We start from the raw sequence: 20,366 nt of genomic DNA, 5'->3' as shown, positions 1-20,366 counted from the left end.
CTTCCCGAGGCCGGACGAGCCCGGCGTGACCGGGAGCAGGCCGACCTCGGTGCGCGCGCTCGTGCGGGGCTGCCCCGGCCGAAGGACCCGCCGGCGAAGGCCCACCCGGGAAGGCGGCCGGGAGACCCCCGACGCGCCGGACCCGGCGTGCGCGGACACTGAGCGGCGGCATCACCGCTTGTGCGCCCTCCCGAGAGGGGCCGGGGCAAGAGTCCGAGTGTCAGTCGGCTTTGCCGAGAGTGCCGCGTGCCGCAAGACGGAAGTCCTTGACGGCTTGGTAGAGGGCTCGCTCCCGTTCGGCGGCAAGGGCGGTGTCTTCGGCCTTGCGGGCGGTGTTTCCCGCGCGGGCGTTCTCGGCCATCCGCCGCATGACCTGTGAGAGTGCGCTGGAGGCGTTGGCCACACGCTCCGCGACCACCGCGAGCGGTGCCGGCCCTTCGAGGATGACGACTTCGCCGGCGCGGTGGACCTCGCGGGCCAGGACGACGAAGCGGCCCGTCTTCTCGTCGATGTCGGAAAGGTCGGGCCGGTCGGAACGCAGCGCGTCGAGGACGGCGTCCATGGCGATGTCGCGGTCGTGGAGAGCGCTGAGGTAACCGGCGTACGCGGCGCGGCGATTCTGGCGCCTCCACTGGGCGTGCTGAGACCGCGCCTGAGCACGGCCGTTGACGATCGCGGCCCCGAGGGTCGTGGCGGAACCGACAGCGGCGCCCAACAGTGCGGCGAGTCCTGAGTCCATGGGCCCCAGTCTGCGGCTCTTGCCGTTCACCCGGTCCGTCGGGGCCCTCCTCGCCAGGAGCAGCAGCAGCCATACGGCTCCATGAGGCGTCAGCTCGCCGACGGTCCGACCGGCGTCGAGAACTCCTCAGGGTCGAGCCGGTGTCTCGGCACCCGCGTTTCAGGCCCTGTGTGAGCGGAGCGCCGCCCGGGCAGGTACTTTTGCTCGGGTGAGTCTCCTTGATGATGTGGCAGAGCGTGACGGCTGGCAGTGCTGGGTCTGTGACGAACCGGTCGACCCCCACGAGTCGGTGAACGACCCCCGGGGGCCCAGCGTCGACAGCCGGACCGCCGACCGGAAGGCCAAGGTCGCCGAGCGGCTCGCGCACCGCGGGTGCAACACCCGCAAGGGCGCGGTCAAGGTGGTCATCGCCTGGCCGGAGCGCCTGTACGTGGTCGAGCCCGCGCCGCTGATCACCGTTGCCGAGCGGCTGGAGCGCAAGGGCGGCCGCGAGATGGTGGGCCGCTGCCCGACCCGGAAGGACGCCCAGGAGACGGCGGACTGGCTGGTGGACCGCTTCTCCCGGCTGGTTCCGGGCCTGCCGGTGACCGCCGACATCCAGGCCGGCGGCGGCCAGTTCCTCGTCATCCTGTCCACCGGCCGCCGCTGACCGGGAGCACCCGGGGCGCACCCGCGTCGAGGTGGTGGTTCGGCGAAGACGGCGGCGGCGGAGTCATTGCGGTGTCACGTCCGGCGCCCGTCTTCGGTGCGGGACCAGCCGTGGTGGGGCCGTGCTCCGCAACCGTGGGAGGGCCGTCCGACGTCCCCCGGTGCGGGGGTGGTGCGGATGGAGGAGACGGGCCGGCGGGTGTGGCGCGTCGCGGTGGCATTGCCCGCGCTCTCCGCGGTTCTCGTGTACGGCTGGGCGCATGGGGCGCTCACGGCGCCCCATGGACCGTCCATGACGGTCACGGTGTCGGTCGGCGCGCTGCTCATCGCCGCCCTCGCGGGGGCCTACTTCCTGCTCGTCGACGGCACGGGCGCCTTCTTCGGTGCCCTCGCCCTGGCTCTGGGGCTGCTGCTGACCTCGACCGCCGCTGATCAGGCGACGGCGCGCGCCGAGACGGCCACCTGCACCGTGGCCGAAGTGCGCACCAAGGTGCAGGGTTCGTTCGGGGAGGGCGGTCCCGGACCCAAGACCGTCTACCAGCACGTGCTGCGCTGCCCGGGCGGCTACCCCTCGGAACTGAAGGACGACCGCGCCGCCGCCCCCGTCGGCGGTGAGGTCAAGGTCGCCTACGACCCCGAGCGCCGGGTCTCCCCGGCTCTGGAGGGCGAGAGCGCGCTGTGGAGCGCCGTCCTGCTCGCCCTGCTCGTCCTCGCCGCCGCCACCTTGCTGGCCACGACCGGTCCCGCCCGCGAGGAGCGGCGTACCTGAACCCCGCCCGACGGGGGTTCTGAGGGTGTGGTCACGGGCCCCCTCGAGGGGAGCCGGGTGGCGGGGAAGAGGCGGAAGTGTGCGTAAGGTCGGCACGGCCGCCGGAGCGATGGCCGTGGTGGTGACCTGTGGGAGGAACACGTGGGAAATGCCGAGCCCCAGCGGCGGTCGCACTCTGGTGCCGGGGGTCCTGGCGCGGCGGGAGCGGACGGTCTGCGTGAGCGGGGGTTCGCCCGCTACGGTGCCGAGCAGCTCGGCATCGTCCCGGACGGCTCCGATGCCGGGGACTTGGCCCGGATCCGTGAGGGCTTCGCGACTCTGCCGCCCGACCCGTACGCTCCCGGAACGAACCGGTTCCGCCGCTACTCCCACGCCGTGTACCTGCCGTGGAAGGACGAACTGTCCTGGATTCCCGGAACCCCCGACCCCGTCCACGGTACGGTCACCAATTTCTCCCAGGGCGAGGACGACCCCGAGCACCCGCGAAAGCTCCGTGTGCTCCCCGACATCCCCGAGGCGCTGCGCGGCAACGCCCTGCTGATGCGCCTCCTGCGCTGGGACATCGCGCAGGTCCTGTCCCTGAAGGACCTGACGAGACGGCCGCTGTGGGCTGGGGTCCACCTGATCAGGCTCGGCGTCGACGGCCCGGGCCAGGAGGCCGTCTCTTCCCCCGACTGCCTGCACCAGGACGGCGGTTCGGCCGCCACGTTCACTTTCGCCCACCTGATCAGCCGCACCAACGTCACAGGGGGGCAGAACGTCATCGCCACGCCGGGCAGTGCGGGCCTGCGGCCCGAGGACCCGTGGGCGGACATCCACACCGGTTTCACCCTCACCGACCCCCTGGACGGCTACGCCGTCCACGACCACAGGGTCAGCCACTACGTCGGCCCGGTTCGCGCGGGTTCCGACCCGGGACCGGGGGAGCGGTCCATCCTCATCGTCGGCCTCGCCCCGTACGTTCCCCAGCTGTGACACGGGAACCGCCGTCGTCAGCCGCGGGTCCAGCGGAAGTCGACCTCCGGGTGGCGCGGGGAGGGGCTGTTGAGCAGGGGGGACGGCCGGCCCTTCAGGAACCGGTCCAAGCACAGGCGGGTGTAGGTCCGGATCAGCTCCGTCGAGCGGGCAGGATCCAGGGTCCCGAGCAGTTCGGCGTACAGGTCGGCCGGCCAGGACTCCGCCAGTCCGCCGGGAACGGCGAAGTGCGGCAGATCGGTGTAGGTGAGGTGCCCCGTGCCGCGCGCCCGCAGCTGGCGGCCCCATCCGCGCTGGTGCTCGCGCCAGCGCCTCCAGGTGTCGTGGTCTTCCAGTGCGGTGAGCAGTAGGTACGGTCGATCCAGCCCCAGATCGGCCACCGGCGAGCCGAACAGGGCGCCGTCGAGATTGACCCCGGCGGTGAAGCGGTCGTCCACCCGGAGGAGTTCGGCGGCGGCGGCTCCGCCCATGGAATGCCCGACGACGCCGATCCTGCCGGCGTCCGCGCGGGGCCCCCGCCGCCGACGGGTCAAGGCCGTGGCCACGAACCGCAGGTCACCGACGCGCGCGCCTATCTCGAGGCGTTCCTGGCGGTCCCAGTCGTCCGACTCCTCGGGAAGCACGCTGTGGACGGCCCGACCGTCGGGGAACTCCACCACCGCCGCGTCGTAGGTGTGGTCGATGCCCGCGACCAGGTACCCGTACGAGGCGAGCTCCTCGGCCAGGGCGGTGCAATTGCTGCGGCCGCCCTTGCGCCCGTGTCCCAGCAGCACCAGCGGCAGCGCGCCCGGCACGGCCGGTGCGCCGGTCCGGGCGTGCGGACGTACGGCCCCCAGGGTGCCTGCCGTGAGGGGCAGGCCCGCCTCGAGGGCGGCGGCGACCCGGCTCGTGGTGTACGGGGCCCGGCGGCAGCCGGCGGTGGTGAGCGCGGGGTACCAGAGCTGCACCATGAGTTCGCGCGCCCTGCGGTCCGGCGCGAGGGGGTCGTCACGATCGTGGTCGACCAGGTGCAGGTCGATGGTGCCCACCGGCTGCCGGGCGGTGGGAGCGGGGAGATCGATGACCTGCCCGGCGGCCCGCGCGGGCACGGAGGGCAGGGTGACCGCCCCCGCGCTCAATCCGGCGAGAACCAGGAGGGACCGGCGCGAGACCATCAAACACTCCAAGACGATTACGTGCAGCGGGATGTGACGGAGGTTCACCCTAGAAGGTCTGGACCAATCTGCCTAGATGGTCCGGCCGCTACGCGTCATCGAGGTGGGCGCGCTGAGCCGGGGTCAGATCCAGCTCAACGGCGTCCAGGGCCTCGTCGAGCTGGGCGACGTTCGAGGCGCCCACGACGGGCAGGACGGGCAGGTCGCCACCCAGCAGCCAGGCGATGACCACCTGGTTGGCGGTCGCTCCGGTCTCGGCCGTCACGTCGCGCAGCGCGGCCAACTGGGCCACCGCGCCCGGATGATCGAAGGCGCTCGGGAGCGGCTTGGCGGGGTCCGTGTACGCGCCGGCCAGCAGCGAGGTGTAGGCGAGCAGCGTGACGCCGGGTTCGCTGCGGACGTAGTCGAGAAGCTCCGGCGTCGCGTGCTCGCAGGAACCGAAGGTCGCGCCGGGCCGGGGCCGGAGGTAGGTGTACTGCTGCTGTACGCAGCCGTATCCGGCCACCCCCTGCCGGCGGGCCAGCGCACGGGCCCGGTCGATGCGCCAGGTGACCTGGTTGCTGACGCCCAGGACGTCGACGGTGCCTTCGGCGACGAGTCCGCCGAACGCCGCGACCGTCTCGGCCAGCGCCGGCCGGCGGTCCTCCATGTGCGCGTACAGGACGTCGAGCCGGTCGGTGCCGAGCCGCTTGAGGCTCCCTTCGACGCCGGCCCGGACGGCCGCCGCCGACAGGCCCTCCGCGGTGCCCGGCCACTCACCGGGGCCGGTGGGACGGGCGCCGACCTTGCTGGCCAGCACGACCTCGTCCCGGTTGCCACGTGCGGCGAGCCAGCGTCCGATCACCAGCTCGCTCTCGTCGCCGTTCGCGCCGTCGAGCCAGAAGGAGTAGCAGTTGGCGGTGTCGATGAAGGTGCCGCCACGTTCGGTGAACCGGTCCAGCAGGCCGATCGCGCGCTGCTCGTCGATGCGGGTGCCAAACGGCAGGGTGCCGAGGCATAGCGCGCTCACCGTGGGGCCGGGGGTGCCGTCCGCGCGCAGGCCAAGGGTACGAAAACGCATGGGAGTTCCTCTGCGGAAGGGGGTGCGGCCGGGCCGTCGGCGTGGGAAGCCGGGAGCCGCGGAAGGAACGGTGCCACCTGGAGCGCGGTCCAGGTCAAACCACTCGGCGCCCCGCTGTCGCCGATGGCATGATCTCCGCATGAGCGCACCCACGACCGAGTACCTGACCCCGGCCGAGACGGTTGAGCGGTCGGGCTTCAGCCTGGACACCCTGCGGTACTACGAACGCATCGGCCTGCTGGGCGCCGTCCACCGCTCGCACACCGGCCACCGCCGCTTCACCCAGCACGATCTTCAGTGGCTGGCCGTGCTGCGCAGCCTGCGTGACACCGGGATGCCGATCGCCGAGATGCGTCGGTTCGCCGCCCTCGTCCGCGACGGTGACGGGACCTTCGCCGAGCGCCTGGCCCTGCTGGAACAGCACGACGCGCAGGTGGAGGACCGTATCGTCCACCTGCGGGGACAGCAGGCCCACGTCCGCGAGAAGATCGCCTTCTACCGCCGGGCATTGAACTGAGTCGTCCTCGTCCAGGTCGTCCAGGTCTACGGCGACGGGGAAATGGGGGAGATCACCGGCGCCGCGGCCCTGAACGTCTTCACGAAGGATCTCGCTGATCAGCTCTTGCGGGCCAGCGGTTGCCCGGCGAAGGCCACCCCTGCCAGGCCATGGGCCATGAGGTTGCGAATGTTGGCGTGATCGGCGTCGTTCGGCGTCGCCAGCACGCTGCGGTAGTGCTCACCGAAAGCCAGCAGCGCCTCTTGGTCGCTCAGCCCTTCCAGCAGGGCGAGTCCCAGCGTCTTGCAGGAACCTTCGTTCTCGCCCGCGGCATTTTCCAGGTCCCCGTTGCGGAACGCCTGGGGCTGATACGCGTAGTGCGCGGCGACGAAAGCCAAGGTGTCGGCGAACTCGTGCTCACCTGACGCAAGGCTTGCCCGCAGCGAGTTCAGATCAGTCATGTTGGTTCCCCTGGGTTGAACGGACGATCCGATTGCCGTCCGTGACCGGACGACATTACCCCCGGCTGCCCAGCCGGTAAGAATCGCGCCACGCGTCCGTTGAAACTGCGACAACCGGAAGACTTTCATCCGTGTGTCCGGGTTTGGCACCATGATCAAGTCCTGAATTCGCAGGACGATGATCCTGGGGGGATCCCGATGTCCCGCATGCACCTGCTCGCCGCGCCCGTGCTGGCCGCCGGCCTGGCATTCGTCGCCGCGCCGAGCGCGAGCGCTGCCACCACCGCCACCATCAGCAAGGCCGAGTACGACCTGATCAAGATCGGCACCACCACGGCCAAGATGCACAGCATCGCCGACAGCGGCGCCTGTAAGCTCAAGAGCCGTGACGACTCCGGCGGCGTTGCCTTCCGGCACTACGAGTGCAAGGGCAACAAGCCCTACAGCAGCGCTACGTTCGACTTCGTGAACGGCAAGCTGGAGATCAAGGGCCAGGTCTACCTCGACGGCCTGGAGTCCAACGGCAAGATGACCAAGACCAAGTACGGCAAGATCAAGGTCGGCAGCACGATCAGCCAGATGCACGAGATCGCCGGCAAGGGCACCTGCGTGCGCGTCGCCCAGTCGCAGTCCCGCACCGACACCATGGCGATCTACGACTGCGAGCAGAGCAGCACCTTCGGCGTCGCGAGCTTCTTCTTCGAGAACGGCAAGGTCACCTCGCGCAACCAGGCGGGCCTTCGCTGAAGCAGTGATGTGAGATGAGATGACGTGTGGGGGCGGTGGCGCCGCGGCGCCACCACCCCCTCACGCATTCCGAGGGGGCGCTCCAGAGCCGAATCCGCGTACGGACACGGTTGGCCGGACCACTTACCGCTGTCGCCCGGGCGTGGTAGATCTTGCGCTCGGCGACGAACAGGGGGCCCGGTCATGGACTGGCAGGTGATCCGGCTGCTGGCCTGCGCGGTGTGCGGCGCATGGGCGCTGCTGGGGTACGGATGGTCGCTGGCCGGGGCCACCCGTGGACAGCGTGCGGTTCGGGTGACCGGGCGGATCGTCGAGGTGCGGGCTCCCGCACACGGGGCCCCCGGCACGGCCGGGATACCCGTGGTCATCGCCTTTCCCGACACCGCCACAGGGCAGGAGCTCACCCTGGGGTACGAGGGTGAGCGCGGAATCCAGCTGGACACGGTATGGGTGGGCCGAGAGGTCGCGGTGCTCCACCCGCCCGGCGACCCGCACCGGTTCGAGGTCACCTACACGCTCGAGGACGGCCTGAGCGGGCGTGGCTGGCCGAACTTCGCGGTCTTCCTGCTGTACGCCGCGCTGGTCACCGACACCGCGATCCGCCACGGCTACCCGTGGGCACTGCTCGGCGCCGGCGGGCCGCTGACCGTCGCCATGGTGTCCGTCCTGCGCCACGACCTTGGTCTGGCGCGCCGGGAGGCCGCTCAGCTGGCCGAAGCCGTCAGCGTTCCGGGCCGTCTGATCGCCGTCACCAAGTCCGTCCATGACGACAACGAAGGGACCTGGACCAGCTACGCCTCGGTCATCGCCTTCACGACCCGTGAGGGAACGACCGTCACTGCCCGCCTCCCCACTCCGCCGAAGGACCCGGCCGCCGCGTACGGCCGGGAACTGGCGGTCCACTACGTGCCCGGCGACCCCGAGAAGTTCACCCTGGACGTTGCCGCCTCCCGCCTCTCCTCCGTCAAAGACATCGTCTTCGTCATCCTGGGCCTGCTCCTCGGTGCGGCGACGACCGTCGCGGGCGCCGTCCTGCTGTAGCAGCCCGGTCTTCACGGTCGTACCCGTGCGGAGCCCGGCGGCGGAGCTCAGCGGCCGAAGGTGTCGATCCCCTCCACGAGCCAGCGCCCGTCGCGGTCCACCAGGTCGAGGGCGAGCATCGCGCCCGCGTACACGCCTTGGTTCTGGGCGTTCTGCTTCTCGGTCCCCGCCGTGCTCACGCTGCTCTGGTCGGCGTAGACCAGGACCCGTGCCCGGTCGCCGTCGATCCGCTCGACCGCACTGTCCGTGACAGCAGTGGTGATCACCGACTTCTGCTTCTCGGCCTGGGCGAGGACGTCACCGAAGAGCGCCCGGTGCTGGGTGACGGCCTTGCCCGTGAGCAGGGTCTTCGTCGCGCTCTCGAAGGCGGCGGGCTTCGCGTGGTCGTAGGAGAAGAGGGAGGCGACGGCCTTGGCGGTCTGCCCCTTGATCTCGCTCGTACGGGCGAGGTCGGTGAGCGCGGTGTTCTCGCGCACGGGATCGTCCCGCAGCGCGGAGGCCCGGCTGTGGGCGAATCCGGCGAAGGCGCCGAGGAGGACGGTGAGCGCGCAGAGGATCAGGAGGGGGGTGAGGTACTTCCTTCCGCCCCCGTCCGTGCCGGTCACACCAGCCTCCTGGACCGACTCCGGAGCCCCCTGCCGTCGCGCGCCGGCGGTCGCGCGCTCCGCGGGGACCGGCTGGTTGCCGACGGCCTGACGGCGGCGCTGGCGGTTGATGAGGTGGCGGGTCGTCGACATCGTGCGTGTCCTCTCGGGTGCGGGCGGCTTTCGCGGTACGGCGGCCGGTCAGCCGGTCGCCGTGCCGCCCACGGGGGCCTGGCCCAGCGCGCTGAGCTTCCAGTGGCTCCCGGTGCGGGTCAGTTCACCGAGCATGCGGCTGTCCTTGTCGCTGCTCTTGTCGTCGGCCGCCTTGACCGTGATGCGCAGGGCGACCAGCACCCTGGCCCGCCCTGCCCGGTCGTCCAGCTCGGTCACGGCGCCCGACAGCACCCGGGCCGTCGTCACGGTCTTCGCCGCCTTGACCTGATTCGTGAACTCCGCTCTTCCTTGCACGAGTTGGTCGTGCAGCTCGCCGGTCGTGGACGACTCCCACAGGTCGAGCCCCTGGTCCACCTTGGCGTGGTCCAGGGTGTTGAGGTTCTGCACGGCCTGTTCCGCCGCCGTGAGCACCTGGTCGCGCTGGACGGCGTACGCGGCGGACTCGTCATGGCTTGCCCCGTACCAGTCCTGGGCCGCCCACGCGGCGAAGCCGCCCGTGAGGAGGGTGAGCACGAGGGCGGCGGCCAGGATCGGCCGGGTGCCCGTGCGGGCACGGACCGTGCGTGTCATGGGGCGCTCTTCTCTCCCGCTCATCTTTCAGCGGGCCTTGATGTCGACGATCTGCCACCGGTCACCGTGGAACCGCGCGGTGACGGTGAGCTGGGCCGCGGCCGAGGTGGTGGCACCCTCGTCCCGCCGTGAGGTCTGGTCGAGGAGGACCAGTAGCCGAGCGGTGTTCCCGTCCAGTTCGATCACTCCGGTGCGGACGGCCTGCGTGCTGAGGGTGATCTTCTGGGTCTCCAGGTTCGCGCGGAGCTGGGCGAACAGGTCGCCGTACTGCCTGGCGGCCCGCCCCGCGAGCACCGAGCGAGCCGATCTCTCGGTGGCGTCGGCGCCGGTGGGGGTGTAGGAGAAGATCCTGGCCAGGCCGTCACCGACTTCGCCGCTCACCCGGTCGGTCGCAGCGGTGTCGGTGAGGGCACGGTTCTGGGCGGAGGCGGTGGAGCGCAGGTGATGCGCGCCCTGGAAGAAGGCACTTCCGCCCAGGAGCAGGACGGCGACGGCCGCCGCGAAGGCCGCCTTCCGCCATCGGCCGCCCGTGCGTCCGGTCGCCTCCGCCTCGGTGTCGGCCGGTTCCGATGGGGCGCGGTCGGCCGGATCCTCCCCACCGGGGCCGGCCGCCACGCCTGCTGACCCCACCGCCGTGTCTTCTGCGACCGGGCCCTCCGGGCCCTCCGGCCCTCCTGCCACGTCCGCCACCTCCGGCGCCGGCGCCGGGGCCACCGAGTGTCTGTCCGTCGTTTTCCGCAGCAGCCGTGTCACTTCGCCTCGCTCTCCCCGGTAGCGGTACCGGAACCGGCGGCGTCCGCGCTCGCCACCGGAACGGCGCTCAGGGCCTTGACCTTCCACGTGGCGTCGCCCGTACGCTCCAGGACGGCTTCGAGCCGCTTGCGGTCACTCGTCGTCTTCGAGGTGCCCTGGGGCGTGACGTCGACGAGCAGCGTCGCGATGAGCTTCGCCGTACCCGCCCGGGTGTCCAGCGCGGTGACGGCCGCTTCGGTGACGGCCGCGCGAGCCGAGGCGCCCACCGCAGGCCGGGTGGCGCCCAGTTCGGTGTGCAGCGGCCCGGTGGAAGCCTCCTGCCACGCCTTGATCCCGGCCTCCGCGTGTTCACGCGTGGACGCGTCCAGGGTGTTGAGCACCGCGATGCGATCGCGGCCCTGGGCGAGGACGGCGTCCCGCTCCCGACTGAAGGCGAGCCCGTCGTCGGTACGGGCCCGCGCGTACGTCCAGGCGCCGGTCCCGCAGAAGGCGAGCGCCACGGCCAGTCCGGCGCCGGCCAGGACGCGTGCCCGCCTCACCGGCCGCTCCCGGCGCCGAGGCCGAGCAGCCCGGCCATGTCGGTGGGCCCGCCGTTCTGGCCCGGCAGTGCGAGCGCGCCGGGCAGGGCCGGCGCGCCCGGCGAGGCGGCGGACCCGGCGCTGCCCGAGGGCAGCGAACCGGGTTGGGCCGGGGTGGGGACGGGGCCGCCCTTCGGGGCGTTCGCGGAGCCGCGGACGTTCGTCCCGGACGAGGCCGGACTGGCGCAGGAGGCACCGGTGTTGAGGGCGGGTGCGGTGCCGAGGTCGAGGCCGTTGCGGTAGCGCGTACCGCCGTAGCCGGAAGTGCAGGGCAGGGGCTTGAAGAAGGTGACGGCCATGCCGAGGTTCATCCGTCCTCCGTCGACGGTGGTGGCGCCCGCGGAGACGGCCGCGGGGAACTTCACGAGGAGCTCCTCCGTGCCGCGCTGCCGGGTGACGGCGATTTCCGAGGTGGTGAGCAGGTTGGCGAGGACCACGCCGAGGCTGGGGTCGAGGTCGCGCAGGAGGCCGCTGATCTGGGTGGCCGCGCCCGGAGTGACGGAGAGCAGCCGCCGTACGTCGCCGTCGGATCCCTTGAGGGTGATGGCGAGTTCGCGTGCCCCGGTGGCGAAGTCGCGGATGGCCCGGCCCTCCTCGGCCTGGGTGCGCAGGACGACCTCTCCGTCCGATATGAGGCGGGTGGTCGCGGGCAGGGAGCGGTCGGCGGCCTGCACGAAGGCGCTGCCGCCGTCTATCAGGGCCTGGAGATCGTCGCCGTGCCCCTCGAACGCCTTGCCCAGTTCGTCGACGACCGTGCGCAGCGAGTCGAGCGGAACGGACCGGGTGAGGTCGTTCATGCTGGACAGGAGGTCGGTGACGGGCGCGGGGACCTCGGTGTCGGCCTGCTCGATGCGGGCCCCCTCCGCGAGGTAGGGGCCCTGGTCGCCGTCGGGCCGCAGATCGATGTACTGCTCGCCCACGGCGGAGAGCCCGGCGACGACGGCCTTCGCGTCGGCGGGGACGCGGGCGGCCGACTTCTTGATGCGCAGCCGGGCCACGACCCCGTCGGCGGTGAGGTCGATGGCGCCGACGCGCCCCACGGAGACGCCCCGGTAGGTGACGTCGGAGTGGGGGAACAGGCCACCGGTGCGGGCGAGGTGGACGTTGACGGTGTAGTAGTCGGCGACGCCCACGTAGCGGCCGAGGTCGGCGTAGTGGATGCCGAGGTAGCCGAGGACGAGGACGGCGATGACGAGGAACGCGAGGTTCTTCAGCCGTACGGCGAGGGTGATCACCGGGTCTTCCCTCCGTCCTTCGTTCCGGTGGCGGTGCCCGGTGCGCTCGGGGAGGATGCCGGCCCGGCCGGGCCGACGCTCTGGACGGGCGGCAGCGGCAGCGGGGACGGAGGCCTCGTGGCCCGGCCGCCGGACGCGCCCTCGCGGGCGGTGGCGCCGGGCTCGGTCGCCGGGGTGGGCGTCGGGCTCGGCGTGGTCTGCGGGACGAGCGGCGGGATGACCTGGGTGCCGGGTTCCGCGGCGATGTAGAGGTAGGTGTTGAGGTAGTCGCCCTTGATGCCCCGCATCACCTCGTCGGTGAAGGGGTACGTCAGCAGCGCCTGGAGCGAGTCGGGCAGGTCGGCGCCGGCGTCGGCGAGTGCCTTCAGGGTCGGCGCGAGGGCCTTGAGGTCGGCGACCATGTCATCCTTGCCGGCGTTGATGGTGGAGACGGCGACACCGGACAGCGTGTCGAGGGCGCGCAGCATGGTCAGGAGCGAACCCCGTTGGTTCTCCAGGGTCTTGAGGCCGGGGGAGAGGCTGGTGATGACCGTTCCCACGTCCTTCTTCCGCTCGGCGAGGGTCGCGGAGAGCCGGTTGACCCCGTCGAGCGCCTGCGTGATGTCGTCCCGGTGCGCGTCGAGGTTGGTCACGAGGGTATTGACCCGCTCCAGCATGGAGCGGACCTCGGGCTCACGTCCGCCGAGCGCGGAGTTCAGCTCCCTGGTGATGGTCTTCAGCTGGTTGACCCCGCCGCCGTTGAGCAGCAACGACAGGGCGCCGAAGACCTCCTCGGCCTCGGTGTTGCGGCTGGTGCGGGCGAGCGGGATCGTGCTGCCGTCGGCGAGACGCGCGCCGCCCGTGTCCTTGGCGGGTGCGGTGAGTTCGATGAACTTCTCGCCGAGCAGGCTCGACTGCTGCAGGCGGGCGCTCGCGTCGGCAGGCAGCCGGATGTCGCCGTTGATCTTCATGGTGACGCGCGCCGTCCAGTCTCCGGTTCCGAGGCGGATCTCGGTGACGCGGCCGACGGCGACGTCGTTGACCTTGACCGCGGACTGCGGGACGAGGCTGAGCACGTCCGCGAGTTCGGCGGTGACCGTGTACGGGTGGGAGCCGAGATCGGCGCCGCCGGGCAGTGGCAGGTCCTCGATGCCGTCGAAGCGGGGCAGGTCTCTGGGGAGCATGGTCACGGCGAGGACCAAGGCCACGCCCAGGGCGACGGCCCCGCCGATCCCGGCCCCGGCGGCCCTTCCGGTGAAGGGTGCGCGGCGCTTCACCGGTCCCCCTTCCCGCCGGTGGCCGAGGAGCCGCCGGCCACGGGCAGCGGGAGCAGCGGTCCGCCCATGCTGATCTCGTTGAGGTTGGCCCGGCCGTCGAGGGTGCGGGTGTTCTCGTTGTACGCACCCACCACGTTGTCCGCAGCGAGCGGGGCCGCGTCGAGAGCCTCGGCGAGGGAGGCGCGCTGATCGACGAGGGCCTGGGTGAGGGGGACGAGCCGGTCGACGTTCTGTTTCAGCTCGCCCCGGTTGTCCTGGATGAAGGTCTTCACCTGGGCGAGGGCCTTGCCGAGTTCGGTGAGGGCGCCCGCGAGGTCGTCCTTGTTGTCGGCGAAGAAGGTCACCACGTCGTCGAGGCGCTCCTGGGCGGTGCGGACGTCGCCGTCCTTGTCCTTGAGCATGGTGGTGAACGTCTGGAGCTGGCTGAGGGTGGTGAACAGGTCGTCGCTGCTGCCGTCGAGGGTCTTGGCCGCCTTGCCGAACTCCTGGATGGACGTCCCGATCGCGTCGCCGTTGCCCTGGAGGTTCTCGGCGCCGGTTTCGAGCAGGCCGGACAGGGCGCCGGTCGCGTTGGCGCCGTCGGGTCCGAGGGCCTTGCCGAGCTCGGTGATCGAGGCGTACAGCTGGTCGATCTCGACGGGGGTGCGGTTGCGGGACGCCGCGAGTAGGGCACCGTCGGCGAGGGCGGGGCCCGAACCGTACGCCGGAGTCAGCTGGACGTACCGGTCCGCGACGATGCTGGGGGCGACGATGACGGCACGTGCGTCGGCCGCGACGCGTACGCCCTCGTCGACGCGGAGACGGACGCGTACCCGGGTGCCTTCGGGGTGTACGGACTCGACCTCGCCGACGCGCACTCCGAGGATCCTCAGGTCGGATCCGGCGTAGACGCCGACGGCGCGGTCGAAGTAGGCGGTGACACGGGTGCCGTCGGACTCGAGGAAGCGTACGGCGACGAGGCCGCAGGCCGCGAGCACCACGAGGGCGAGCCCGATGACGAGGGGCCTTCTGGGTGTGGTCATCATGCACCGCCCCCCTTCGCCGGCGCCTTCTGCTGCGGCGGCCGGCATCCGGTCTTGGGCTGTGACGCCTCCGGCAGGTAGTTCCGGGGGACGACTCCGCACAGGTAGCTGTCGAACCAGTGGCCGCTGCCGAGGGTGTTGCCGACGAGCCGGTAGTACGGGCCGACGAGGGCGAGGGTCTTCTCCAGCTGGCTGCTGTTCTTCTCCAGGACCTTGGTGACGCGGCTGAGGGCCTTGAGGGTGGGGCCCAACTGGCGGTCGTTGTCGTCGACGATGCCGCTGAGCTGCGTTCCCAGGTCCCGGCTGCCCGTGAGCAGTGCGTGGATGGCGTCGCGCCGGTCCTTCAGCTCGCCGAGCAGTGAGCCGCCGTCCTCCAGGAGCGTCTCGAAGCTGGACTTCTTGCCCTCCAGCGTCTTGGTGAACGTCCGGCTCCCTTGCAGGAGTTGGGACAGCTGGGCGTCACGGCTGGAGACGGACCTGGACAGTTCCGACAGGCCGGTGGCGGCGCTGCGCACGTTCGGCGGCGAGTCCTTGAAGGTGTCGGAGATCGTCTCGAAGCTCTCGGCGAGCTTCTTGGTGTCGATGGCGTCGACCGTGCCGCTCAGGTCCTGGAACGCCTGTGTCACGTCGTACGGGGACGTGGTGCGCGTCAGTGGGATGCGGCTGCCGGGGTCCTGGCGGCCGGAGCCCAGCGGGTCGAGGGCCAGGTACTTGTCGCCGAGCAGCGTCTTGATGGCGATGGCGGCGGTGGAACGGTCGCCGACCCAGGCGTCACCGACCTCGAACGTCACCTTCACCTTGGGCCCGTCGAGGGCGACCCCGGTGACCGAGCCGACCTTGACCCCGGCGATGCGCACCTCGTCGCCGGTGCCGAGGCCGGCGGCCTCGGTGAAGTCGGCGCTGTAGGCGGTGCCCCCGCCGGCGAACGGCAGGCGGTCCACGTTGTAGGCGAGGACGGCGATCAGCGCGAGCGCGACGAGTCCGACGACGGCTACGGCGACGGGGTTGCGGGCCTTGACGGGGGTCCACCTGGGCGGGCGGCTCATCCGCGGCACCTCGATTCCGTGACGACGATGCCGGTCGGCGGCGTGGAGCCGTCGGAGGTGCTCACACCGCTCACGCGGGCCTCACAGAGGTAGAGGTTGAACCACGATCCGTACGAGGACAGCCGTGCCAGGGCGGTCATCTTGGCCGGTGTCCTGGTGAGGAAGTCCTCGATCTGCGGAGCGTGGTCGCCGAGGGTGTTCGAGAGGCGGCCCAGTTCGCCGATGCTCTGCTTCAGGGGGGCGCGCCCGTCCTCGAGGAGTCCCGCGGTCACGGTGGTCAGGTCGCCCATCGCCTGGACGGCCTTGCCGAGGGGTTTGCGGTCGTCGTTGAAGCCCGTGACGAGTTTCTGGAGGGTGACGACGAGGTCGCCGAAGGCGGCCTCGCGGGTGTTGAGCGTGTCCAGGACGACGTTCAGGTTGGTGACGACCTGGCCGATCACCCGGTCCTTGGCGGCGACGGTCTGCGTGAGCGAACCGATGTGCCGGATCAGGCTGTCGACCGTGCCGCCCTCGCCTTGGAGGACCTGGACGAGCGACCCGGCGAGGTCGTTGACGTCGCCCGGTGACAGGCCCTCGAAGAGCGGCTTGAACCCGTTGAAGAGCAGCGTCATGTCGAGCGCGGGTTTCGTTCGGTCCAGCGGGATGGTGGAGCCGGGCCGCAGGACGCCGTCCACGTCCCCACTGCCCCGGTCGAGGGCCACGTAGCGCTGACCGACCATGTTCAGGTACTTCACGGAGGCGGTCACCGAGCCGGGGAGCGTGCGGTCGTCGCGGATGCTGAAGCTGACCTGGGCGGTGCGCCGGTCGACGACCCGGACGTCCGTCACCTCCCCGACCTTCACGCCGGATATCCGAACGCTGTCCCCGTCGATGAGCCCGGTGACGTCGGTGAACAGAGCTTTGTACGAGCGCGTGCCGGAGCCCACGCCGGTGTTGGCGATGCTGAGCGCGAGCACGGTGGTGGCGAGGGCGGTGACCAGGACGAAGATCAAGGACTTGACCAGCGGGCCGGTCAGGGGGCGCCGTCGGGTGTGGGCGAGGTCGTTCGTCATTTGAGGATCACCTCCGTGCCGCGGTACGCGGGTCCGGCCAGCAGGCTGCTCCAGTCGGGCAGGTCGCCGGGCTGCTTCTCGGCCGCGGGGGCGAGGAGCTCGTTCAGGAACTCGTTCTCCTGCGGGGAGTTGGCGGGCCCGAGGTTCTGCTCGGCCGCCGCCGAGGCCCGCGCGGCGGGCGCCACCGGGACACCGAGGTAGGGCACGGGGTAACAGTGCGGACCGCCGCCCGCGGTGTACGAGGGGGTGTCGCGGCCGGGTACGTACGCGCCGCGTGAGGGCACGGTGACGACGTTGACGTGCAGGCCGGGCCGGTCGGTCCCCTTGCCGAGCGCCTTGTCCATGGCGGGCACGAACTCGGCGAGGGTGCGCAAGGTGCAGGGGAAGGACGAGGAGTACTCGGCGAGCAGCTCCAGGGTCGGCCTGCCGGTGGCGCTGAGCCGGATGATGTTGTCCTTGTTCTGGCGCAGGAAGGCCGTCAGGTCCTGGGCGGTGCGGGTGGTGGCCCCGAAGGTGCCGGCCAGCTCGTTCTCCTTCTCGGCGAGCGTGCCGCTGGTGATGGTGAAGTCGGTGAGCGCGCTGACGATGTCCGGGGCCACGTCCGCGTACAGGTTGCTCACCTTCACGAGTTCCCGGAGGTCGCGGTTGAGCGTGGGCAGTTCGGGGTTGAACTTCTCCAGGTGGGAGTCCAGTTGGGCGAGCGTGGCACCGAGCTTGTCGCCGCGTCCTTCGAGGGCGCGGGAGACCGCGGACAGGGTGGCGGAGAGCTTCTGCGGCTGGACGGCGGTGAGCATCGGAAGGACGTTGTCCAGGACCTGCTGGAGTTCCACGGCGTTGCTGGAGCGGTCCTCGGGGATGACGGCCCCGGCGTCGATGGGCTTCGCAGAGGGCGTCGGCGGCGGGACGAGCGCCACGAAGCGTTCGCCGAACAGGGTCGTCGGCAGCATCTGGGCGCGCACGTCGGAGGGGACGTCGGCGAGGGTGGCCGGATTCATGGCGAGGGTGAGGCGGGCACCCGAGTCGGTGGCGTCGATGGAGCGGACCTCGCCGATGACGACACCGCGCAGTTTGACCTCGGCGCCCGGGTGCATCTCGTTGCCGACGCTGCCCGTCTCGACGGTGATCGGGGTGCTGGCGGTGAACTGTTTGTCGTAGACGGCGATCGCCAGCCAGACCAGGAGCGCGGGTACCAGCAGGAAGACGACTCCGGCGAGCCGGCGACTCAGGGTCTCACCACGTGGGCTGCTCATCTCACCCCGCCACCTTCACGGTCGTGGTCGCGCCCCACAGGGCCAGCGACAGGAAGAAGTCGGTGACGCTGATGATCACGATGGCATTGCGCACGGACCGGCCCACCGCGACGCCGACTCCGGCCGGACCGCCGGAGGCGCGGAAGCCGTAGTAGCAGTGGGCGAGGATCACCATGACGCTGAAGATCAGCACCTTGAGGACCGACAGCAGGACGTCGGTGGGGGAGAGGAACAGGTTGAAGTAGTGGTCGTACGTCCCCCGGGACTGGCCGTTGAACAGGACGGTCACGTAGCGGGAGGCGACGTAGGAGGAGAGGAGGCCGATCGCGTAGAGCGGGATGATCGCGGCGACGCCCGCGATGATGCGGGTGGTGACCAGGTACGGGATCGAGCGGATGCCCATGCCCTCGAGGGCGTCGACCTCCTCGTTGATCCGCATCGCGCCGAGCTGGGCGGTGAAGCCGGCGCCGACGGTCGCGGAGAGGGCGAGCCCGGCGACCAGGGGCGCGATCTCGCGGGTGTTGAAGTAGGCGGAGACGAACCCGGTGAACGCGGCGGTGCCGATCTGATCGAGGGCCGCGTACCCCTGGAGGCCGACTACGGTGCCGGTGAACAGGGTCATCGCGATCATCACACCGATGGTGCCGCCGATCACACCGAGGCCGCCCGAACCGAAGGCCACCTCGGCCAGCAGCCGTTGGACCTCCTTGAGGTAGCGGCGCAGCGTGCGCGGGATCCAGGCCAGCGCCTTGACGTAGAACAGGAACTGGTCACCGGACCGGTCGAGCCAGACGAACGGGGAGGCCATCGGCCTCAGCCTCCCTTCGGCGGGACGATTTGGAGGTAGATGGCCGTCAGCACCATGTTCACGAAGAACAGCAGCATGAACGTGATGACGACGGACTGGTTGACGGCGTCGCCGACCCCCTTGGGGCCGCCGCGCGGGTTGAGGCCGCGGTAGGCGGCGACGATGCCCGCGATGAACCCGAAGACCAGGGCCTTGAACTCGCTGATGTAGAGGTCGGGCAGCTGGGCGAGCGCGGAGAAGCTGGACAGGTAGGCGCCCGGGGTGCCGCCCTGGAGGATGACGTTGAAGAAGTAGCCGCCGAGGGTGCCCACGACGGACACCAGGCCGTTGAGGAGCACGGCCACGCCCATCGTCGCCAGCACCCGCGGCACGACCAGGCGCTGGACGGGGGAGACGCCCATGACCTCCATCGCGTCGAGCTCCTCGCGGATCTTGCGGGAGCCGAGGTCGGCGCAGATGGCGGAGCCGCCGGCGCCGGCGATGAGCAGGGCGACGATGAGCGGGCTCGCCTGCTGGATGACGGCGAGGACGCTGGCGCCTCCGGTGAACGACTGCGCGCCCAGCTGCTGGGTGAGCGAACCGACCTGGAGGGCGATCACCGCGCCGAACGGGATGGAGACGAGTGCGGCGGGCAGGATCGTGATGCTGGCGATGAACCAGAACTGCTCGACGAACTCCCGGAACTGGAAGGGCCGTCGGAAGACGGACCGGCTCACCTCTGCCGCCAGGGCGAAGAGCCGGCCGGTCTGCCGCAGCGCGCCCGTGATCACGAGCCGCTCCCGGTGGCCGGAAGGCGCAGGGTCGGAGTCTGAGCCCCGGGGGCGTACGTGTCCTCGATGGCGGCGCGCGCGGCGGGCGGCAGTGTGTCGAGCAGGGCGAGTACGCGCTCGCGGCGCCTGAGGACCGCCCGGCGCCGCGGCAGTCCGGGCGAGGGCTCCAGCTGCGGGACGATGACCCGGGGCGTGGTGGGTGCGGGGCCGGGCGCGGCGGCCTCGGCGGCGAGCGTGGCCTCGTCCTTCTCCTCGGACATCCCGATGGGGCCTTCGCGCCGTCCCGCGAGGAACTGCGCCACGACGGGCTCGTCGCTGGTGAGCAGCACTTCGCGCGGGCCGAAGGTGACGAGCTTGCGCCGGAAGAGCATCCCCATGTTGTCGGGGACGGTCGCGGCGATGTCGAGGTTGTGGGTGACGATGAGCATCGTCGCGTCGATCTGCGCGTTCAGGTCGATCAGCAACTGCGAGAGGTTGGCGGTGCGGACGGGGTCGAGGCCGGAATCCGGCTCGTCGCACAACACGATCTGCGGGTCGAGCACGAGCGCGCGGGCCAGCCCCGCCCGCTTGCGCATACCGCCGCTGATCTCGCCGGGGAGCTTGCCTTCGGACCCGAGGAGTCCGACGACGTCGATGCGCTCCATGACGATCCGGCGGATCTCCGACTCCTTCTTCCGCGTGTGCTCGCGCAGGGGGAAGGCGATGTTGTCGAAGAGGGACATGGACCCGAAGAGAGCGCCGTCCTGGAACATGAGCCCGAAGAGTTTGCGGGCCTCGTAAATGTCGCGCTCGGGACTGTTCACCATGTCGACTCCGGCTACCAGGACGCGTCCCCGCTCCGGCTTCAGCAGACCGATGAGCGACTTGAGGAACACCGTCTTCCCGGTGCCGGAAGGGCCGAGCATGACGCTCACTTCCCCCGCGGGCAACGTCAGGGTCACGTCCTGCCAGATGTTCTGCTTGCCGAAGGACATGGTCAGACCCTCAACAGCTATTTCGATTCCCATACCACCTCCAGCAGGCGTGTGCCGCGAGTCCGTCTCGGGCCGCACGTTAAGTCGTTCACGATCACCGGGACAATAGGTGTGACACCGATTCGGCCCGGCGGCCCGGAATTTGTCACCGCGTGAACAAAGCCGGGTGCGCCCTTTGTGTCCGGAGAGACACAACGGGGCCCC

At 70.9% G+C, this 20,366-nt stretch carries 23 protein-coding genes; 6 read left to right on the top strand and 17 right to left on the bottom strand.

Annotated elements, in window-relative coordinates; genetic code table 11:
* Nucleotides 1-220 precede the first annotated feature (220 nt).
* Nucleotides 221-739, bottom strand: coding sequence for a proline dehydrogenase (locus ACFYM0_RS04000; protein ID WP_388496241.1), 519 nt, complete (start codon nucleotides 737-739; stop codon nucleotides 221-223).
* 208 nt (nucleotides 740-947) lie between these two features.
* Between ACFYM0_RS04000 and ACFYM0_RS03995 the strand changes: the two genes are divergently transcribed.
* From ACFYM0_RS03995 to ACFYM0_RS03985, 3 genes are all read left to right on the top strand, one after another.
* A complete protein-coding gene (locus tag ACFYM0_RS03995) occupies nucleotides 948-1,388 on the top strand; it encodes a hypothetical protein (protein ID WP_388496239.1) in 441 nt (146 codons plus the stop codon).
* 291 nt (nucleotides 1,389-1,679) lie between these two features.
* Nucleotides 1,680-2,156, top strand: a complete 477-nt coding sequence (locus ACFYM0_RS03990) for a DUF3592 domain-containing protein (protein ID WP_388496237.1) — start codon at nucleotides 1,680-1,682, stop codon at nucleotides 2,154-2,156.
* 141 nt (nucleotides 2,157-2,297) lie between these two features.
* Complete coding sequence (locus tag ACFYM0_RS03985; RefSeq protein WP_388496236.1) at nucleotides 2,298-3,131, top strand: 2OG-Fe dioxygenase family protein; 834 nt, start codon at nucleotides 2,298-2,300, stop codon at nucleotides 3,129-3,131.
* Nucleotides 3,132-3,148: 17 nt separating this feature from the next.
* Here ACFYM0_RS03985 and ACFYM0_RS03980 read toward each other — a convergent pair whose 3' ends face one another.
* Both ACFYM0_RS03980 and ACFYM0_RS03975 read right to left on the bottom strand, forming a co-directional pair.
* Nucleotides 3,149-4,285 carry an alpha/beta hydrolase family protein gene (locus tag ACFYM0_RS03980; protein ID WP_388496234.1) on the bottom strand — a complete coding sequence of 379 codons (1,137 nt, stop codon included), beginning with the start codon at nucleotides 4,283-4,285 and terminating at the stop codon, nucleotides 3,149-3,151.
* Nucleotides 4,286-4,373: 88 nt separating this feature from the next.
* The gene (locus tag ACFYM0_RS03975; protein WP_388496232.1) at nucleotides 4,374-5,345 is read right to left on the bottom strand and encodes an aldo/keto reductase; all 972 of its coding nucleotides are present in this window, start codon (nucleotides 5,343-5,345) and stop codon (nucleotides 4,374-4,376) included.
* A 139-nt stretch (nucleotides 5,346-5,484) separates the two neighbouring features.
* Between ACFYM0_RS03975 and ACFYM0_RS03970 the strand changes: the two genes are divergently transcribed.
* Nucleotides 5,485-5,862 (top strand): MerR family transcriptional regulator, encoded by a 378-nt coding sequence (locus ACFYM0_RS03970; RefSeq protein WP_388496230.1) that lies wholly within the window; start codon nucleotides 5,485-5,487, stop codon nucleotides 5,860-5,862.
* Between the two features lie 98 nt (nucleotides 5,863-5,960).
* Here the strand turns inward: ACFYM0_RS03970 and ACFYM0_RS03965 are convergent, their stop codons facing one another.
* Complete coding sequence (locus tag ACFYM0_RS03965) at nucleotides 5,961-6,302, bottom strand: HopJ type III effector protein (protein ID WP_388496229.1); 342 nt, start codon at nucleotides 6,300-6,302, stop codon at nucleotides 5,961-5,963.
* A gap of 198 nt (nucleotides 6,303-6,500) precedes the next feature.
* Between ACFYM0_RS03965 and ACFYM0_RS03960 the strand changes: the two genes are divergently transcribed.
* Nucleotides 6,501-7,049 (top strand): hypothetical protein, encoded by a 549-nt coding sequence (locus ACFYM0_RS03960; RefSeq protein ID WP_388496227.1) that lies wholly within the window; start codon nucleotides 6,501-6,503, stop codon nucleotides 7,047-7,049.
* 183 nt (nucleotides 7,050-7,232) lie between these two features.
* On the top strand, nucleotides 7,233-8,090 hold the full coding sequence (locus ACFYM0_RS03955) for a DUF3592 domain-containing protein (protein ID WP_388496226.1): 858 nt from the start codon (nucleotides 7,233-7,235) through the stop codon (nucleotides 8,088-8,090).
* Between the two features lie 47 nt (nucleotides 8,091-8,137).
* On the opposite strand, the gene ACFYM0_RS03950 is transcribed toward ACFYM0_RS03955, so the two are convergent.
* From ACFYM0_RS03950 to ACFYM0_RS03890, 13 genes are read right to left on the bottom strand one after another with little or no spacing between them, the layout of a single operon-like run.
* Entirely contained in the window at nucleotides 8,138-8,827 is a 690-nt protein-coding gene (locus ACFYM0_RS03950) for a hypothetical protein (RefSeq protein ID WP_388496224.1), read from the bottom strand.
* A 48-nt stretch (nucleotides 8,828-8,875) separates the two neighbouring features.
* The gene (locus ACFYM0_RS03945; protein ID WP_388496222.1) at nucleotides 8,876-9,418 is read right to left on the bottom strand and encodes a hypothetical protein; all 543 of its coding nucleotides are present in this window, start codon (nucleotides 9,416-9,418) and stop codon (nucleotides 8,876-8,878) included.
* A 27-nt stretch (nucleotides 9,419-9,445) separates the two neighbouring features.
* Nucleotides 9,446-10,132 carry a hypothetical protein gene (locus ACFYM0_RS03940; protein WP_388496220.1) on the bottom strand — a complete coding sequence of 229 codons (687 nt, stop codon included), beginning with the start codon at nucleotides 10,130-10,132 and terminating at the stop codon, nucleotides 9,446-9,448.
* A gap of 35 nt (nucleotides 10,133-10,167) precedes the next feature.
* Nucleotides 10,168-10,710, bottom strand: coding sequence for a hypothetical protein (locus tag ACFYM0_RS03935; protein ID WP_388496218.1), 543 nt, complete (start codon nucleotides 10,708-10,710; stop codon nucleotides 10,168-10,170).
* Nucleotides 10,707-11,984, bottom strand: a complete 1,278-nt coding sequence (locus ACFYM0_RS03930) for an MlaD family protein (RefSeq protein WP_388496216.1) — start codon at nucleotides 11,982-11,984, stop codon at nucleotides 10,707-10,709. Before ACFYM0_RS03930 ends, ACFYM0_RS03935 begins: the two co-directional genes overlap by 4 nt.
* Complete coding sequence (locus tag ACFYM0_RS03925; protein WP_388496215.1) at nucleotides 11,981-13,240, bottom strand: MCE family protein; 1,260 nt, start codon at nucleotides 13,238-13,240, stop codon at nucleotides 11,981-11,983. The genes ACFYM0_RS03930 and ACFYM0_RS03925 overlap by 4 nt, the downstream gene beginning before the upstream one ends.
* Entirely contained in the window at nucleotides 13,237-14,265 is a 1,029-nt protein-coding gene (locus ACFYM0_RS03920; protein ID WP_388496213.1) for an MCE family protein, read from the bottom strand. The genes ACFYM0_RS03925 and ACFYM0_RS03920 overlap by 4 nt, the downstream gene beginning before the upstream one ends.
* Entirely contained in the window at nucleotides 14,262-15,308 is a 1,047-nt protein-coding gene (locus ACFYM0_RS03915; protein ID WP_388496211.1) for an MCE family protein, read from the bottom strand. Before ACFYM0_RS03915 ends, ACFYM0_RS03920 begins: the two co-directional genes overlap by 4 nt.
* Nucleotides 15,305-16,360 (bottom strand): MCE family protein, encoded by a 1,056-nt coding sequence (locus tag ACFYM0_RS03910; RefSeq protein ID WP_388496210.1) that lies wholly within the window; start codon nucleotides 16,358-16,360, stop codon nucleotides 15,305-15,307. Before ACFYM0_RS03910 ends, ACFYM0_RS03915 begins: the two co-directional genes overlap by 4 nt.
* Nucleotides 16,357-17,610 carry an MCE family protein gene (locus ACFYM0_RS03905; protein ID WP_388496209.1) on the bottom strand — a complete coding sequence of 418 codons (1,254 nt, stop codon included), beginning with the start codon at nucleotides 17,608-17,610 and terminating at the stop codon, nucleotides 16,357-16,359. The genes ACFYM0_RS03910 and ACFYM0_RS03905 overlap by 4 nt, the downstream gene beginning before the upstream one ends.
* Nucleotide 17,611: 1 nt before the next feature.
* On the bottom strand, nucleotides 17,612-18,418 hold the full coding sequence (locus ACFYM0_RS03900) for an MlaE family ABC transporter permease (RefSeq protein WP_388496208.1): 807 nt from the start codon (nucleotides 18,416-18,418) through the stop codon (nucleotides 17,612-17,614).
* Nucleotides 18,419-18,423: 5 nt separating this feature from the next.
* Entirely contained in the window at nucleotides 18,424-19,188 is a 765-nt protein-coding gene (locus tag ACFYM0_RS03895) for an MlaE family ABC transporter permease (protein ID WP_388496206.1), read from the bottom strand.
* A complete protein-coding gene (locus ACFYM0_RS03890; protein WP_388496205.1) occupies nucleotides 19,185-20,195 on the bottom strand; it encodes an ABC transporter ATP-binding protein in 1,011 nt (336 codons plus the stop codon). The genes ACFYM0_RS03895 and ACFYM0_RS03890 overlap by 4 nt, the downstream gene beginning before the upstream one ends.
* Between the last annotated feature and the right edge of the window lie 171 nt (nucleotides 20,196-20,366).

The organism is Streptomyces sp. NPDC006487 (assembly GCF_042870555.1).
GTDB lineage: Bacteria > Actinomycetota > Actinomycetes > Streptomycetales > Streptomycetaceae > Streptomyces.
Note: the sequence above shows the minus strand (reverse complement) of the source record. Positions and strands in the feature narration are given on the sequence as shown.

Bases quoted from the DNA above. Each gene is read 5' to 3' on its own strand.
- ACFYM0_RS03920 (WP_388496213.1), bottom strand. From the start codon at position 14,265: ATGATGACCACACCCAGAAGGCCCCTCGTCATCGGGCTCGCCCTCGTG.
- ACFYM0_RS03905 (WP_388496209.1), bottom strand. From the start codon at position 17,610: ATGAGCAGCCCACGTGGTGAGACCCTGAGTCGCCGGCTCGCCGGAGTC.
- ACFYM0_RS04000 (WP_388496241.1), bottom strand. From the start codon at position 739: ATGGACTCAGGACTCGCCGCACTGTTGGGCGCCGCTGTCGGTTCCGCC.
- ACFYM0_RS03950 (WP_388496224.1), bottom strand. From the start codon at position 8,827: ATGTCGACGACCCGCCACCTCATCAACCGCCAGCGCCGCCGTCAGGCC.
- ACFYM0_RS03910 (WP_388496210.1), bottom strand. From the start codon at position 16,360: ATGACGAACGACCTCGCCCACACCCGACGGCGCCCCCTGACCGGCCCG.
- ACFYM0_RS03970 (WP_388496230.1), top strand. From the start codon at position 5,485: ATGAGCGCACCCACGACCGAGTACCTGACCCCGGCCGAGACGGTTGAG.
- ACFYM0_RS03955 (WP_388496226.1), top strand. From the start codon at position 7,233: ATGGACTGGCAGGTGATCCGGCTGCTGGCCTGCGCGGTGTGCGGCGCA.
- ACFYM0_RS03990 (WP_388496237.1), top strand. From the start codon at position 1,680: ATGACGGTCACGGTGTCGGTCGGCGCGCTGCTCATCGCCGCCCTCGCG.
- ACFYM0_RS03900 (WP_388496208.1), bottom strand. From the start codon at position 18,418: ATGGCCTCCCCGTTCGTCTGGCTCGACCGGTCCGGTGACCAGTTCCTG.
- ACFYM0_RS03945 (WP_388496222.1), bottom strand. From the start codon at position 9,418: ATGACACGCACGGTCCGTGCCCGCACGGGCACCCGGCCGATCCTGGCC.
- ACFYM0_RS03965 (WP_388496229.1), bottom strand. From the start codon at position 6,302: ATGACTGATCTGAACTCGCTGCGGGCAAGCCTTGCGTCAGGTGAGCAC.
- ACFYM0_RS03980 (WP_388496234.1), bottom strand. From the start codon at position 4,285: ATGGTCTCGCGCCGGTCCCTCCTGGTTCTCGCCGGATTGAGCGCGGGG.
- ACFYM0_RS03890 (WP_388496205.1), bottom strand. From the start codon at position 20,195: ATGGGAATCGAAATAGCTGTTGAGGGTCTGACCATGTCCTTCGGCAAG.
- ACFYM0_RS03975 (WP_388496232.1), bottom strand. From the start codon at position 5,345: ATGCGTTTTCGTACCCTTGGCCTGCGCGCGGACGGCACCCCCGGCCCC.
- ACFYM0_RS03915 (WP_388496211.1), bottom strand. From the start codon at position 15,308: ATGAGCCGCCCGCCCAGGTGGACCCCCGTCAAGGCCCGCAACCCCGTC.
- ACFYM0_RS03960 (WP_388496227.1), top strand. From the start codon at position 6,501: ATGTCCCGCATGCACCTGCTCGCCGCGCCCGTGCTGGCCGCCGGCCTG.